General features: G+C 50.5%; 12 protein-coding genes. 8 read left to right on the top strand and 4 right to left on the bottom strand.

Annotated elements, in window-relative coordinates; genetic code table 11:
- Positions 1-307: 307 nt before the first annotated feature.
- Positions 308-2,041: a phospho-sugar mutase gene (locus BW972_RS12575; protein ID WP_076422383.1), complete on the top strand. Its 1,734-nt coding sequence runs from the start codon at positions 308-310 to the stop codon at positions 2,039-2,041.
- Positions 2,042-2,497: 456 nt separating this feature from the next.
- Here BW972_RS12575 and BW972_RS12565 read toward each other — a convergent pair whose 3' ends face one another.
- The gene (locus tag BW972_RS12565) at positions 2,498-3,754 is read right to left on the bottom strand and encodes a PAS domain-containing protein (protein WP_040574307.1); all 1,257 of its coding nucleotides are present in this window, start codon (positions 3,752-3,754) and stop codon (positions 2,498-2,500) included.
- 282 nt (positions 3,755-4,036) lie between these two features.
- On the opposite strand from BW972_RS12565, the gene BW972_RS12560 reads away from it, so the two are divergent.
- Entirely contained in the window at positions 4,037-4,621 is a 585-nt protein-coding gene (locus tag BW972_RS12560) for a nitroreductase family protein (RefSeq protein WP_076422382.1), read from the top strand.
- A gap of 154 nt (positions 4,622-4,775) precedes the next feature.
- On the opposite strand, the gene dnaB is transcribed toward BW972_RS12560, so the two are convergent.
- The gene (gene dnaB / locus BW972_RS12555; RefSeq protein ID WP_076422470.1) at positions 4,776-6,347 is read right to left on the bottom strand and encodes a replicative DNA helicase; all 1,572 of its coding nucleotides are present in this window, start codon (positions 6,345-6,347) and stop codon (positions 4,776-4,778) included.
- 134 nt (positions 6,348-6,481) lie between these two features.
- Here dnaB and BW972_RS12550 point away from each other — a divergent pair, with 134 nt between their 5' ends.
- Both BW972_RS12550 and BW972_RS12545 read left to right on the top strand, forming a co-directional pair.
- Entirely contained in the window at positions 6,482-7,861 is a 1,380-nt protein-coding gene (locus tag BW972_RS12550) for a UDP-N-acetylmuramate--L-alanine ligase (protein WP_076422381.1), read from the top strand.
- Between the two features lie 11 nt (positions 7,862-7,872).
- Positions 7,873-8,685 carry a 3'-5' exonuclease gene (locus BW972_RS12545; RefSeq protein ID WP_007658179.1) on the top strand — a complete coding sequence of 271 codons (813 nt, stop codon included), beginning with the start codon at positions 7,873-7,875 and terminating at the stop codon, positions 8,683-8,685.
- 145 nt (positions 8,686-8,830) lie between these two features.
- On the opposite strand, the gene BW972_RS12540 is transcribed toward BW972_RS12545, so the two are convergent.
- Positions 8,831-9,439: a hypothetical protein gene (locus tag BW972_RS12540; protein ID WP_007658181.1), complete on the bottom strand. Its 609-nt coding sequence runs from the start codon at positions 9,437-9,439 to the stop codon at positions 8,831-8,833.
- A 21-nt stretch (positions 9,440-9,460) separates the two neighbouring features.
- Positions 9,461-10,255, bottom strand: a complete 795-nt coding sequence (locus BW972_RS12535; RefSeq protein ID WP_076422380.1) for a M48 family metallopeptidase — start codon at positions 10,253-10,255, stop codon at positions 9,461-9,463.
- Between the two features lie 387 nt (positions 10,256-10,642).
- On the opposite strand from BW972_RS12535, the gene BW972_RS12530 reads away from it, so the two are divergent.
- The 4 genes from BW972_RS12530 (at position 10,643) to BW972_RS12515 (ending at position 14,792) form a co-directional block, all read left to right on the top strand.
- Positions 10,643-11,254, top strand: a complete 612-nt coding sequence (locus BW972_RS12530; RefSeq protein WP_007658184.1) for a fumarylacetoacetate hydrolase family protein — start codon at positions 10,643-10,645, stop codon at positions 11,252-11,254.
- Entirely contained in the window at positions 11,241-13,133 is a 1,893-nt protein-coding gene (locus tag BW972_RS20180) for a M23 family metallopeptidase (protein WP_076422379.1), read from the top strand. Before BW972_RS12530 ends, BW972_RS20180 begins: the two co-directional genes overlap by 14 nt.
- A 136-nt stretch (positions 13,134-13,269) precedes the next feature.
- Positions 13,270-13,722: a thioredoxin-dependent thiol peroxidase gene (bcp, locus tag BW972_RS12520; protein WP_007658188.1), complete on the top strand. Its 453-nt coding sequence runs from the start codon at positions 13,270-13,272 to the stop codon at positions 13,720-13,722.
- A gap of 209 nt (positions 13,723-13,931) precedes the next feature.
- Positions 13,932-14,792: a transketolase gene (locus BW972_RS12515; RefSeq protein WP_007658190.1), complete on the top strand. Its 861-nt coding sequence runs from the start codon at positions 13,932-13,934 to the stop codon at positions 14,790-14,792.
- Positions 14,793-14,795: the final 3 nt, after the last annotated feature.

The raw sequence follows: 14,795 nt of genomic DNA, 5'->3' as shown, positions 1-14,795 counted from the left end.
AGAGCACAGGCACGCATTGCATAGTAACTCGCACGTAACCTACGTAGCAAACAGCCCTGCCAAGTGCACAACCGACGATTTTTTGTTTGAGCGGTCAGCAAGTGGGGGTAGGGGCCTCGATTTTTTCATCAAGGAAAAAAGTGAGTGCCCGCCGCACAGGCGAAGCAATGAAACAAATCAGGTTGCAATAGCTACAACTGGGCCAGAGGCCCCACGATAGCAGATCACGAGCGAGGACGCTCGCGCCATGTTGTCTTTAAACATACTAACGACATTATCATCAACAACATACATTACCAAAAAGACTATGATTGAACCAGCTATACAGCAGAAAATAAACGCCTGGCTGAGCGGCAACTACGACGATGCTACCAAATCAGAAATAAACAATCTGCTCGAGCGCAACGAACACGAAGCACTGGCCGACGCCTTTTACAAAGACCTGGAATTTGGAACAGGTGGTCTGCGCGGCATCATGGGCGCGGGCAGCAACCGTATGAACCGCTATACCTTGGGTATGGCGACGCAGGGCCTTTGCAACTACCTGAAGCAGAACTTCCCGGGTGAACGTGTGAAAGTGGCTATTGCACACGACTGCCGTAACAACTCTGATGTGTTTGCACGCATCGCCGCTGATATTTTCTCGGCCAACGACATTGAGGCTTACCTGTTTGAAGCCCTTCGCCCTACCCCGGAGCTATCCTTTGCCATCCGTCACCTTGGCTGCCAGAGCGGTGTGGTGGTAACGGCCTCTCACAACCCGAAAGAGTATAACGGCTACAAGGTATACTGGAACGACGGTGCACAGGTAACTGCCCCACACGATAAGAACATCATCGCGGAGGTGAACAAAATCACGTCGATTGACGAGGTAAAATGGGAGGCAAAATCAAGCAACATCCACATGCTGGGCCAAGAAATGGACGAAGCTTATATGGCCAAGGTGCAGAACCTTTCCATTTCACAGGATGCTATTAAAAACCAGCATGACCTCAAGATTGTGTTCTCCTCCATACACGGTACAGGTATAACTTTGGTACCGGAGGTACTCAAGCGATTTGGCTTCACCAACGTGCATGTAGTAGAGGAGCAGGCTACGCCAGACGGTAACTTCCCGACCGTAGTATACCCGAACCCAGAGGAGAAAGAGGCCATGACCCTGGCACTGAACAAAGCCAAAGAAATTGACGCGGACCTCGTGATGGCTACTGACCCCGACTCTGACCGTGTAGGTATAGCTGTAAGAAACCTGGAAGGCGAGTTTGAGCTCCTGAACGGTAACCAGACGGGTGCTTTGCTAATGAACTACCTCCTGCTGGCATGGCAGAAAGCTGGCAAGCTAACTGGTAAGGAATTCATTGTGAAGACCATCGTGACCACCGATCTAATCAAGGACATTGCCGATAGCTATAATGTGACCATGTACGAGACCCTGACTGGCTTTAAGTACATCGCTGAGAAGATCCGTGAGTTGGAAGGCAAGGAAACGTACATCGGAGGCGGCGAGGAGAGCTACGGCTACATGATCGGTGACTTCGTGCGTGACAAAGATGCCATTTCGGCTTGCGCCCTGATCGCCGAAATGGCCGCTGTGGCAAAAGACAGAGGACAGAGCCTGTTCGAGATGATGGTGGAGATCTATACCCGCCATGGCTTCTACAAAGAAGAACTGGTTTCCTTCACCAAAAAAGGACAGCGTGGTGCAGAGGAAATACAGCAAATGATGGCCGACATGCGTGCCAATCCACCGCAGACCATTGCCGGTTCTAAAGTGGTAGAGGTAAGCGACTTCAAGCACAGCACCCGAAAAAATCTGTTGACTGGAGAGGAGTCCAGACTGGATTTGGAGAGTTCCAATGTACTGCAATACCTGACCGAAGACGGCAGCAAGATATCTGCTCGTCCGTCAGGAACCGAACCGAAGATCAAGTTCTATATCAGTGTGAATGAGCCTTTGGCTTCTAAAGATGAATTTGATGCTGTAAATAGGCAGCTGAGCCAGAAGATCGAGCAGATTCTGGTGGATCTGAAACTTCGATAAGCTTTTAGGATATAAAAGAGGCCGGCAGTTTAAAACTGCCGGCCTCTTTTAATGTGTACCTATACCTTTTGAAGCCTTTCATCTAAGCCTGATAGAATCTGGATAAACTGATCTGACCTGAAATCCACTTCCTTCAGCCCATCGTGGGCCTGCTCAATCAGTCCCTTACTGTAAAGCTTGTAAAGGTTTAACGCGATCTCATTCATTTGCTGATGAAGCCGGATAAGCTGTAAAATTTCAGGTTCCTGGGCGTACCGGATCTTACCCACTGTAGAGAACCAAATGTCTATCGGCCCTGCACTGGAAAAAAAGCTTGCATCGAAGGTTCCGCCGTACAAAAACGAACGCACCTTCGACTTATACAGAATATGTTTTATCCTAAGTTGCTGAAAATCTAGCCGTGCTGCCTCCATCTACACAACGTCCCTCAATTACTATTTTTAAACGGACTTCTGACTAAAGTGACGAGAGGTCTTCTAACTTCCTTTTAAACAGAATCTCATTGGTGATGTCGTAGCCAAAGGCCAGGATGCCTGTAATTTTGCCCGCTTCGTACATGGGCTGGTAGGAGAAGTTGAAGAACCTTTCCTCCATCTCATCAGTGCCGTCCTTTGGCAAAATAATGGGCACGCCCTCTGCAATGTAGGTTTCACCCGTCTCGTATACCCTGTCGAGTAACTTTGTGAAGCCCTGTGCCTTGATATCAGGCAGTGCCTCTCCTAGTGGCATCCCGATTAGGTTGCGGCCCGGGTACAGTTGCTGGTATTTGTCATTCATCAGCTCAAACCGATGCTCCGGCCCTCTCAAAATGACAAACATAGCTGGGGCTTCCATGATGAGCCTTTCCAGTGTTTTGCGCTCTGATTCGGCTTTTTCGTAGGCGTGCTGCACCTGGTCTGATAGCAGCGCCATCTGTTCGTTTGAATCCAGCAGTTCCTGTACCAGTTTTCGCGTATCGTGTATGTCGGTCGAGCTGCCAATCCACATGGTAATGTTGCCGTCGGCATCTTTCATAGGTATGGAGCGGGACAGGTGCCAGCGATAAGTCCCGTTTTTGTCTCGCATACGCAACTCCATCTGCATCTCAGCTCCTTCCTTAGCAGCCGTCTCCCATTTGGCCAGCGTATTTTCCAGGTCATCAGGATGAATCATCTGGTCCCATTTGATCTGTAATAGTGTTTCCAGATTTATACCGGTGTATTCTTCCCAGCGCTTGTTAAAATAAGAGGTCTTCCCCCCGGGTTCTATGGTATAAATCAGTTGAGGCAGGGCTTCTGCCATCACCTTGAACTTCTCTTCACTCTTCTGCAAAGCTACCTGTGATACTTCGCGTTCCGTCACATCAAAAGGCTTCTGCATAATGTATTCCACATTGCCTTCACTGTCGAGGATCGGCGTCTGGTTTACTTCCCAAAAGCGCACTTCATATCCACCTCCTTGGGACTCAGGCTTTTGAATATCATAACGCATTGCGCCCAACCGAACAGCCTTTTTTGTTTGCAGCACCTGATCCAGGCCTTTTTTTATAGCATTGTCCTGGTAAGAGTTTTCCCTCTCAGGGAATGCTTCCAGCAGGAAATGTAAGCCTATTAGCTGATCCCTTGTACGCAGGCTGCTCTCGAGAAAGGCATCTGTTGCCGCAACAACTTTGTACTCGGGTGAAAGCACCACAATAGGTTCGGGTATACTATTAAACAGTCTATTAAAATCCATAAGAGCCTACTAACAAATAAAGATAATCTTAAAGATAGTAAATCTTGTACACATACTTTACCGCTCCAGTTATAGGAATAAGCATTTTAAAGTAGATTTTTTGCTAGGTTGAGAGCAGTACAACTGGCGGTTATGTACACGTATTCTGCAAGTTTAGTTTTAGTACCACTGGTGATAGCGCCAAAGTGTGTTAACACTACACGAAATCCTGTAAACCCTGATCCCGACATTTAATTTCGTTGTCCGTACTTTTGCAATACCAAACAAGATCAATTTACCGATATGCATACATCATTCTCAGAAATAAGTAACATTATCCGGAACCGCAGAACGACTAAGCCCGGCAAAATGAACGGACAGCGTATACCGGACGAGCAAGTGGAAAAACTGCTGGAGCTGGCGGATTGGGCACCTACTCACGGCCATACAGAACCCTGGCGCTTTAAGGTATACGCCGGCGATAAGGTACAGGACTTCTGCCAGGCCCATGCCGAACTGTATAGGAAGCACACCGAACAGGAGAAATACCTGCAGGAGAAATATGACAAACTGCTGTATATGGGTGACAAGGTCTCCCATGTAATAGTAGCCTACATGCAGCGCGGCAATCTGCCCAAAATTCCTGCCCTTGAAGAAATTGCCGCTACTTCCTGCGCCATCCAAAACCTGTTACTGGGCGCTACGGCCCTGGGTATAGCCAGCTACTGGGGCTCGGGTGGTATGGCGTACCGTCCGCCTATGAAAGAGCTGTTGCAGTTGCGCGAAGAAGACGTAGTGCTGGGCATACTATACCTGGGCTATTCGGACACACCTGCCACAGTAGGCAAGCGCATCGTGCCGCTGGAAGAGAAAGTAGTGTGGATGTAAAATGGAAAAGCCGCTGACTCTCAGGTTCAGCGGCTTTTCTTCCTTTGGCTTAGGATCTTTTCGGCTCAAAGAATACATTAAAAGTGTGATCAGGGTGAAAATACTGATACACTTACGCTTTGGCCTTATATCAAAAATGTCTTATGTATGTACCTTAAAACGGTGGCTCCTCATCAAAGCCTGAGGCCGGGAATCCTCCTCCACCGTTGCTACCGTCATTCATGCGGCTACCCAGTCGGATGGCGCCCGGCGTCTCGGTATCAAAGCTACTGTTTGGTAGCGCATTGAAACCACCATCGCCCCCGAAGTCAGAGTCGAGGTTGGTAAACTTTGTATACTTGCCAATGAACTTAAGCTGTACGTTCTCCAGTGAACCGTTACGGTGCTTGGCAATGATTACCTCGCCTACCCCGGCGGTTGGGTTGCCCATTTCGTCTTCGGTGATGCCGTAGTATTCCGGACGGTACAGGAAGAGCACCATGTCGGCGTCCTGCTCAATGGAGCCGGATTCACGCAAGTCAGATAGCTGCGGACGCTTGTCGCCACCACGGGTTTCCACGGCACGGCTTAGCTGCGAGAGCGCAATCACCGGCACGTTCAATTCCTTGGCCAGCATCTTCATGGCCCGCGAAATGGAAGCGATCTCCTGTTCACGGTTACCCCCACCTTTGCCTTCGGCGTTGCCACTCATCAGCTGCAGGTAGTCAATGATTACCATCTGGATATCGTACTGCGCCTTGAGTCGGCGGCACTTGGTGCGAAGCTCACGGATGGATAGACCCGGCGTATCGTCAATAAAGATCGGCGCTTCGGTCAGTTTCGAAATCTTATGGTTGAGCTGTGCCCATTCGTAATCTTCCAGACTGCCTTTTTTGATCTTCTCTGAATCGAGTTCAGCTTCTGAAGAGATCAGACGATTCACCAGCTGCAGCGAGGACATCTCGAGTGAGAAGATCGCCACACCTTTTTTGAAGTCAACTGCTGCGTTGCGCAGGCAGGAAAGCACGAATGCCGTCTTACCCATCGCAGGACGTGCTGCGAGAATAATCAAATCCGATTTTTGCCAGCCTGACGTTACGCGGTCCAGGGCGGTCATGCCGCTTGGCACACCGGTCAGACCATCAGTCTGCTTGCGCTTCTCCTCCAGTTCCTTGATGGCCTGGTGCATCAAAGAGCGCATATCGTCAAAGTTCTTGCGGATGTTCGACTCGGATACCTCGTAGAGTTTCGCCTCTGTCTTGTCGAGGAGTTCGAATACGTCGGTGGTGTCTTCAAAAGCACTCGAAAGTACTTCAGAGGAAATAGAGATCAAATCACGCTTGATCGAGTTTTCCGTGATGATACGGGCGTGGTACTCGATGTTCGCCGCCGAGTTTACGCGGGTGGTCAGCTGCGTCACATAATAAGCACCACCTGCCAGCTCCAGTTCACCGTTTTCGCGCAGCTCATGCGTTACGGTTAGAATATCGATTGGCTCTGACTTATCGAACAGGGCCAGAATGGCTTTAAATATGCGTTGGTGCGCCTCTTTGTAAAAAGAACTGGGGCGCAGAATGTCGATCACCGTGGTCAGCGCATCCTTCTCCAACATCAGAGCGCCTAGCACGGCCTCCTCCAAATCTAGTGCCTGCGGCGGTTTTTTACCCAACTCTGCCACGGCAGGTGCCTTTTTAGCCCAGTTGCCTCGGTTGCCAGTTGGCCGCACGTTCATTTTCATCTCCTCCATAAGCACAAATTTAAAAAGTAAGCCGTCCAAGTAATCCACAAATTACGGAAGATATCCACATATTAGCGTATAGCTATTTACATTTAACTTAGGAATTATAATTTTGTCGGTTCGCTAAATGGATAGCATGGATTATGGAGAGAACGGATTTTAAACATATTCACCTGATCGCCACGGGCGGTAGCATCATGCACAACCTGGCGCTGGCGCTGCATGACCAAGGTATAAAAGTGACGGGTTCGGACGACGAGATCTACGAGCCGGCTAAAAGCCGCCTGGCTGCTGCAGGTATACTGCCGGCCGAGGAGGGTTGGTTCCCGGAAAAACTGGATAGTAAACCTGATGCCGTGATTCTGGGGATGCACGCCCGCGCTGACAACCCGGAGCTGCTTCGGGCGCAGGAACTGGGTATACCTGTCTACTCCTTCCCCAACTTCATTTACGAGCTGAGCAAAAACAAGCAGCGTATCGTGATCGGCGGCAGCCACGGCAAGACGTCCATCACCTCCATCATCATGCACGTGCTGCAGCATTGCGGCCGCCTGTTCGATTACGCTGTGGGTGCCCAGTTGCAAGGCTTCGACCGCATGGTGAAGCTCACAGAGGAGGCTCCGATCATCATCATCGAAGGTGACGAATACCTCTCCGATCCGATCAAGCGTGTGCCGAAGTTCCACCTCTACCACCACCACATCGGGGTGATCAGCGGCATTAGCTGGGACCATATCAACGTTTTCCCGACGCCGGAGGTATACCGCGACCAATTCCGCATTTTCGCTGAAATGACGCCGAAGGCCGGTACTCTTATCTACAACCAGGACGACGAGCAGGTGCAGCTGGTGGCCGTGCCGCGCAACCCAGCCGACATTGCCTACATCGGCTATACCGTGCATCCGCATAGCATCCGCAACGGCAAAACCATTCTGCACACCAAGAAAGAGGGCGATGTGGAGATTCCGCTGTTCGGGGAGCACAACCTGCGCAACATCAGTGCGGCCAAAGAGGTCTGCAAAAAGATCGGCATCAAAGCGCATGATTTCTACGAGGCACTTAAGACTTTCAAGGGAGCTGCCAAGCGCCTGGAGAAACTCGGCGAGAATAACAACTCGGTGATTTTCCGTGATTTTGCGCATGCTCCTTCCAAAGTAAAAGCAACAACTGAGGCCGTGAAAACGCAGTACCCGCAGCGCAAGCTGGTGGCCTGCGTGGAGCTGCATACCTTCAGCAGCCTGAATAAAAACTTCCTGCCGCAGTACGCCGGCGCCCTCGACAAAGCCGATGTGCCGATTGTGTTCTTCAGCCCCAAAACGGTGGAGCATAAGCGCATGGAAATGCTATCGGAAGAGGATCTGCGCAATGCTTTCGGTAATCCGCGGCTGCAGGTATACACCGATTCTAACGCATTACTGGAGCACCTGAAAGGAATGGACTGGCAAAATGCCAATCTGCTGCTTATGAGCTCCGGCACTTATCAAAACCTTGACCTGGAGGCGCTCAAAAAAGCGGTTCTGTAAACCATCCCATTATGAAACTGAACCTGAAGCGCCCTATCGTATTTTTTGACCTCGAGACCACCGGCACCGACATTTGCAAAGACCGCATCGTCGAGATCAGTGTATTGAAAGTAAAACCTGACGGCGAAGAGATACTCAAGACACGTCGCATCAACCCGACCGTGCCGATTCCGCTGGAGTCGAGCTTGATCCACAAAATTTACGACGAGGACGTAAAGGACTGCCCTACTTTCCAGCAGGTAGCGCGCAACCTGTACCAGTTCCTGGAGGGCTGTGACCTGGGTGGCTACAACCTGGTGCGCTTCGACATTCCTTTGCTGGCTGAGGAGTTTCTGCGGGCAGGTATAGACTTCGACATTGACAACCGCCACGTAGTGGACGCATGCCGCATTTTCCATATGATGGAGAAACGCACGCTATCAGCCGCCTATAAGTACTACTGCGACAAAACGCTGGAGAATGCACACAGTGCTGAGGCTGACACCGTGGCGACTTACCACATTCTGAAAGCACAGCTGGAGCGTTACGAGAACACAGTGGTGGAAGTAGCCGAAGGTATAGAGGAAACGCCTATTCAGAATGACATGGCGCAACTGCACAAGTTCACCTTTGAGAAGTCAGCCGACCTGGCCGGCCGCATTGTATACAACAACGCCGGGCAGGAAGTATTTAACTTTGGCAAGCATCGCAATGTGCCCGTAGAGGAAGTGCTCAGCAAAGAGCCAAGCTACTACGACTGGATGATGAAAGGCGACTTCCCGCTGTACACCAAAAAGATCCTCACCCGCATCCGACTACGGAATATGCAGAGCAGTGTGTCTTAAATCTTTATATAGGCCCCTACCCCAAGGATTTACAGGCTTAAAAGATTTTCAGGATTTCAGATGACTTAGATCCTATCAATTATAAAAAAGAGCGGGCTGCCAGAAATCTGGCAGCCCGCTCTTTTTAGGGTAGCTGTCTCCCAGACTAATTCTGTCCTGAGTTCTTCAGCCTGACACCTTGCAGTAGATTATTGCCTTCCTGCACCTTGTGGCGGCAGTCGTAGCCAGCGGCACGGATCGAGCACTGACAGCCGGTGATCCGGTTGTCCTCGAAGGTAAAGTAACAGAAGTCGCAACCGGCTGTGGCTTCGCAAATGTGCTTCATCGACTTGCTGCTCAGGTATAGGCTATTGTCTGAAGACACATCCAACTCCAGTGCCATAGAGCGGAAAGAGCCGTTGTGTATCCCCAAACCTACCAGATAGTAGGTAGCAGGCAGCTTTTTGTTGTCCTGCACCTTATGGATCGTCACTTTATTCACCACCGTTCCGTTTCCAAACTCCTTTATAAAAGGCTGTATCAACTCCTGCTGCGGCACCACAAAGTCAATCTCGTCAAACACCACCTGCGCCAACAATTGCCCGTCATACTTTGGTCCGGCCTCCTCGTCAAGCGGCTCCTCCTCACTTTCTTCGGGGAAAGCTTCGCGGCGGGTACAGCCAGCGGCTACAAGTAGGATCAGGGACAAGGCCAGCGACCAGCGCAGGCAGGTCAGCAGCAGGTGCCGGCCATTGGCTAAGGGTGATGCAGTCATGTAGGTTTATCGGGTTAGTGATTATTTCTTGTAGTACTTCAGCGCTTCCGGCATATAGCTCTGCAGGTTAGCGCGACGCGTACCGGCACTCGGGTGCGTGCTCAGGAACTCCGGTGGTGCCTGACCACCTGATTTCGCTTCCATACGCTCCCAGAAAGGTATAGCTGCCTGTGGATCGTAGCCGGCCATCGCCATAAAGATCAATCCCAAACGGTCGGCTTCGCTCTCCTGGTTACGGCCATACTTAAGCAGACCCAGTGTTGATCCGGCGCCATAGGCTGTCATGATCAATTGCTGTGCTACACCTGGCTGCGTACCAGCCAGGGCAGAAAGCGTCTGGCCGCCAAACTGCTGGGCCAATTGCTGGCTCATGCGCTCGTTGCTGTGCTTGGCTATGGCGTGGGCGATCTCGTGTCCCATCACCACGGCCAAACCAGTTTCGTTCTGAGCAATCGGTAGTATACCTGTGTAAGTCACCGTCTTACCACCGGCCATGGCCCAGGCGTTCACTTGTTCATCCTCGATCAGGTTGTGCTCCCAAGCGAAGCCCTGCAACTGGTCTGACATACCGTTTGCAGCCATATACTGCTCCACGGCACGCTGAATGCGCTGACCGGTACGCTTCACCATGGCTGTGGCCTGTGCGTCGCGTGAGAGCTTGTTCTCTTTCAGGAACTGGTCGTAGGCGTCGTAACTCATTTGCATCATCTGCGCGTCTGACACGAGACTCAGCTGTCTGCGGCCTGTGATTGGCACCGTCGTACAGGCGACCATCATCACTGCCGCTATCGAAAAGGCAATTAACTTCTTGTACATAGTTTTAAAATTTAATGACTCTTAAAAAGGCTTTTCAAATTTTGAACCAATTTTTAGGAATCAAGATAGTGTGGATCATTTAATATGATAAAATTACTATACTTTAACCGATAAAACAAAGTGCAACCTGTCACAAAACCGCAGCCTGCCACCTTGTCCGGTCTAGATTAGGTATACGAACGCTATATTATAAAATGTTGTAAGCGCCATGAACACAATAAAGCGGACCTTCTCTTGTTAAAGTATAAAAAAGGCCTGCAATAAATTCGGCCGTGGGCTCACAGAAAAAATTGTCCTGAAACTGATTCTTTTTGCGGAATTATGCTGTACTAAAACTACAGATAGCCTATTTTTGAGAATCGATAAAGAAAACGCCCTTAATCTTTTATGAAAATTATAGCCATCGGCCGCAATTATGCCGACCATATTGCCGAACTCAAAAACGAAGTACCAGACGAGCCGGTGATCTTCTTCAAGCCTGACACGGCCATTCTGCGCAATAACGATCCTTTTTACTATCCGGAGTACAGCCAGGATATCCACCACGAGGTAGAACTGATTCTGCGCATCAGCCGCGAAGGCAAGAACATCGACAAAAAGTTTGCCCACAAGTATTACGACGCCATCGGCTTAGGCATAGACTTCACGGCCCGCGACCTGCAGGCCAAGGCCAAAGCTAAGGGTCTGCCCTGGACGCTGGCAAAAGGCTTTAACGGTTCTGCCCCGGTGTCGGAGTTTGTGCCGCTTGAGCAGTTTGAGGACCTGCAGGATATTAAGTTCCGCCTCGATGTAAACGGTGAGACGAAGCAGCAGGGCAACTCGAAGATGATGTTGAACACCTTTGACGACATCATCGCCTATATCTCCCGCTTCATCACCCTGAAGAAAGGCGATATTATCTTTACAGGTACGCCTGAGGGAGTGGGTCCGGTGCAGATCGGCGACAGATTGGAAGGCTATGTTGAAGATAATAAACTACTTGATTTTGAAATTAAATAAGCGCCTGGCGCTCCTTTTCGCTTACGTTTTTACCACCCTTGCAGCAGCTGCTCAACCAGCACCGGAACAAGGCTACTTTATGTTTCCCATTAAGCCGGGAGTGCGCAACTACTTGTCGGGCTCCATGGGTGAGATACGCTCCACTCACTTCCATGGCGGACTTGACATCAAGACCGACCAACGGGAAGGCCTGTCGGTATACGCTGCCGCAGACGGATATATTTCGCGTGTAAAGATGTCTACCTACGGATATGGCAACATCATTTATGTCACGCACCCCAACGGCCTCACCACCACCTACTCGCATTTGCTGGCCTTTTATGATCCCCTGGCAGACTATATCCTGCAGAAACAGTACGAGAAAGAAACCTTTGAAATAGAGCTGTTTCCCGAGAAGAACCTGTTTCCGGTGAAGAAAGGGCAGATCATCGCTTTGTCCGGTAACACAGGGGGCTCCGGTGGTCCGCACCTGCACTTTGAGATTCGCGACTCCGAAGACCGCCTGTACAACCCGCTGCGCTGGGGCTTCAAAGAGATCATCGACACCACACCACCTGACTTGCTGGGCCTGGGTATACAGCCCCTGAACATCTATGCCCGCATCAACCAGGAGTTTGCCCGTCGCGAGTATACTCCGAAGAAAACCAATGGCGTCCATACCTTGCCGGACACGGTGTTCGCCCACGGCCTGATCGGTTTTGAGTTGCAGACCATCGACCGCTACGACGATACCCAGAACCGCAATGGCACCCAGGACGTGACCGTGTATGTAAACGACAAGCAGGTATACAACCACCACATTGACCGCGTACCCTTTGAGCTCTCGAAGCAGGTATCGCAGCACGTGAACTATGGTGTGTACCGTCGCACAGGGCGCACCTTCCAGAAAGCCTATGTGGACTACGGCAATGACCTGCCACTCTATACCGCGCCTCAAAACAGGGGCAGGTTAAATGTGCAGGCTGACTCGATCTATCATGTGCGACTGGTAGCGAAAGACACTTACAACAATGCCTCTACCCTGACCTTTGTAGTAAAGGGACAGAAACCGAGCTTCACACAGGCGACAAACGGCAAGGTAACCAAGCCACAGCTAAGCTACGAGATCGTCGGCAACATCTTAAAAGTGAATGCCTCCGATACCTCCGCCACCCCACGCAACGTGGAGATGGTGGTCAATAACCAGCGACTAACGCTGGTACCAAGCTATACCAAAGGCGCTGCCTCGGTGAGTTTATATGACCTGCGCGGCGGTTTGCCTGAGTCGCTGGAGTACTGCGGCACTTCCACCCCACTCGACCTGCAGGCTACTATACCTGCGGGGCAGGAGCACAGCTTCAGCAACCGCGACATGACCATCCGCTTCGCAAAGGAGAGCCTGTACGACACGCTATACCTGCAAGCCAAAAAAGAAGGCGATGTCTATACCATCGGCGATTATTTTACGCCATTGCATAAGCCTATCAAAGTGACCATTACACCTAGTACGCCGGTAGTAGACAAGAGCAAAGCCGCTGTTTATTATCTGGGCCTGGGCAAAGGACGCGGTATGCTGGGCGGCGCCTGGGACGGCAACAGCATTACCTTCTCAGCTAGGGCAATGGGTAAGTTCAAGGTGCTCGAGGACGTAAAGGCCCCAACGATCAAGCTGCTTAGCAAAAGTCCGACACAGATCAGGTTCAGGATTGGCGATGACCTGTCAGGCATCAACTCTTTCCGCTGCGAGGTAAACGGCAAGTGGTTGCTAATGAAATACGAGCATAAAACTGCCACCATATACTCCGAAAAATTAGATAAAAGCATACCTTTGTCAGGTAAAGTGGTTTTGAAGGTAAAAGACAACGCCGGAAACGAAGCTGAGTTTACGACCACCATCTAAAACCAGGTTACTCTACGCAATGGTTTTACTTGCGAAAGACAACCTGTAAAGGACATTACCTACTGGATGATACTGAAAAAGGCTGAAGGTGCAAGGTATAGCGTATACCTGCGTCATCAGCAAAATACAGAAACCCATGGAACTGAAAATCGGAGACAAGGCGCCTGAGTTTGAGGCGCAAGACCAAAGCGGCAATACCGTAAAGCTGAGCGACTACCGCGGCAAAAAAGTGGTGCTCTATTTCTACCCGAAAGACAATACCCCTGGCTGCACCGCCCAAAGCTGTAACCTGCGCGACAACTACAGTGCCCTGCGGGCCCAAGGCTACGAGGTGATTGGCGTGAGCATCGACAGTGAGAAGTCGCACCAGAATTTTATCAGCAAATACGAACTGCCTTTTACACTGCTGGCCGACACCGATAAAAAGATAGTAGAGCAGTACGGTGTGTGGCAAGAGAAATCGATGTATGGCCGCAAGTACATGGGCACGATGCGCTATACCTTCGTCATCGACGAGGAGGGCACCATCACCGACATCATCACAAAAGTGAAAACGGCCGACCACGCCGCCCAGATTTTGAAAAAGTAACGCAAAGCGCAGTCGTCCGAAAAGGCGGCTGCGCTTTTTTCGTTGTATATTTGCTCTATCAAAAGAGAAACAGGACCATGGCTACAGCAAGTCAGGTATAGCCCGACCCAATCGCTGTGGAGAAACACTTTGGTGGTTATTTTGAATCAAAAATTTAACTATCAACAATTTAAAAAATTAACAATCAACAATTTAACAATTCATATATCGTGAACCCACACAACAAAAGCATCGACGAGCTGAAGCAAATTGCCTCGCAGGTACGTCGTGATATCGTGCGCATGGTGCATGCGGTAAACTCGGGCCACCCAGGCGGCTCGCTTGGCTGCACGGACTATTTCGTGTCGCTCTATTTCCGCGTGATGAACTACAAGCCATCTCCATTTAACATGGACGGTGAAGGCGAAGATCTATTTTTCCTTTCCAACGGCCACATCTCACCAGTATGGTACAGTGTGTTGGCTCGCGCTGGCTTCTTTGAGGTGTCCGAACTGGCTACCTTCCGCAAGATCAACTCTCGTTTGCAAGGTCACCCAGCCACTGAAGAAGGCCTTCCGGGTATTCGTGTAGCGTCTGGCTCACTGGGTCAGGGTCTGTCGGTGGCAGTTGGCGCCGCACAAACCAAAAAGCTCAACAAGGATAACAACCTGGTGTATGTGCTGATGGGTGACGGCGAACTGGGCGAAGGTCAGGTATGGGAAGCAGCCATGTATGCCGCCCACAACAAAGTGGACAACCTGATTGCGACCGTGGACCGCAACTACCAGCAGATCGATGGTGGTACGGAAGAGGTACTGGCGCTGGGCGACCTGCGTGCTAAGTTCGAAGCATTCGGCTGGCATGTATTGGAGGCTGACGGTAACAACTTTGAGACTTTGCTGCCTGCTTTGGAAGATGCCAAAAGAGCCACTGGAAACGGTAAGCCTGTCATGATTCTGATGAACACAGAAATGGGCTTTGGCGTGGACTTTATGATGGGTTCGCACAAATGGCATGGTGTAGCACCAAACGACGAGCAGCTGGAAATAGCACTTCAGCAACTGGCAGTAGAGCAAGCTTCAGATTACTAAGGA

It is taken from the genome of Pontibacter lucknowensis, assembly GCF_900156415.1.
In the GTDB taxonomy this organism is placed as follows: Bacteria; Bacteroidota; Bacteroidia; order Cytophagales; family Hymenobacteraceae; genus Pontibacter; species Pontibacter lucknowensis.
Note: the sequence above shows the minus strand (reverse complement) of the source record. Positions and strands in the feature narration are given on the sequence as shown.

Excerpts from the sequence above, each read along its gene's own strand:
- BW972_RS12575 (WP_076422383.1), top strand. The coding sequence starts at position 308 with ATGATTGAACCAGCTATACAGCAGAAAATAAACGCCTGGCTGAGCGGC.
- BW972_RS12565 (WP_040574307.1), bottom strand. The coding sequence starts at position 3,754 with ATGGATTTTAATAGACTGTTTAATAGTATACCCGAACCTATTGTGGTG.
- BW972_RS12560 (WP_076422382.1), top strand. The coding sequence starts at position 4,037 with ATGCATACATCATTCTCAGAAATAAGTAACATTATCCGGAACCGCAGA.
- dnaB (WP_076422470.1), bottom strand. The coding sequence starts at position 6,347 with ATGGAGGAGATGAAAATGAACGTGCGGCCAACTGGCAACCGAGGCAAC.
- BW972_RS12550 (WP_076422381.1), top strand. The coding sequence starts at position 6,482 with ATGGAGAGAACGGATTTTAAACATATTCACCTGATCGCCACGGGCGGT.
- BW972_RS12545 (WP_007658179.1), top strand. The coding sequence starts at position 7,873 with ATGAAACTGAACCTGAAGCGCCCTATCGTATTTTTTGACCTCGAGACC.
- BW972_RS12540 (WP_007658181.1), bottom strand. The coding sequence starts at position 9,439 with ATGACTGCATCACCCTTAGCCAATGGCCGGCACCTGCTGCTGACCTGC.
- BW972_RS12535 (WP_076422380.1), bottom strand. The coding sequence starts at position 10,255 with ATGTACAAGAAGTTAATTGCCTTTTCGATAGCGGCAGTGATGATGGTC.
- BW972_RS12530 (WP_007658184.1), top strand. The coding sequence starts at position 10,643 with ATGAAAATTATAGCCATCGGCCGCAATTATGCCGACCATATTGCCGAA.
- bcp (WP_007658188.1), top strand. The coding sequence starts at position 13,270 with ATGGAACTGAAAATCGGAGACAAGGCGCCTGAGTTTGAGGCGCAAGAC.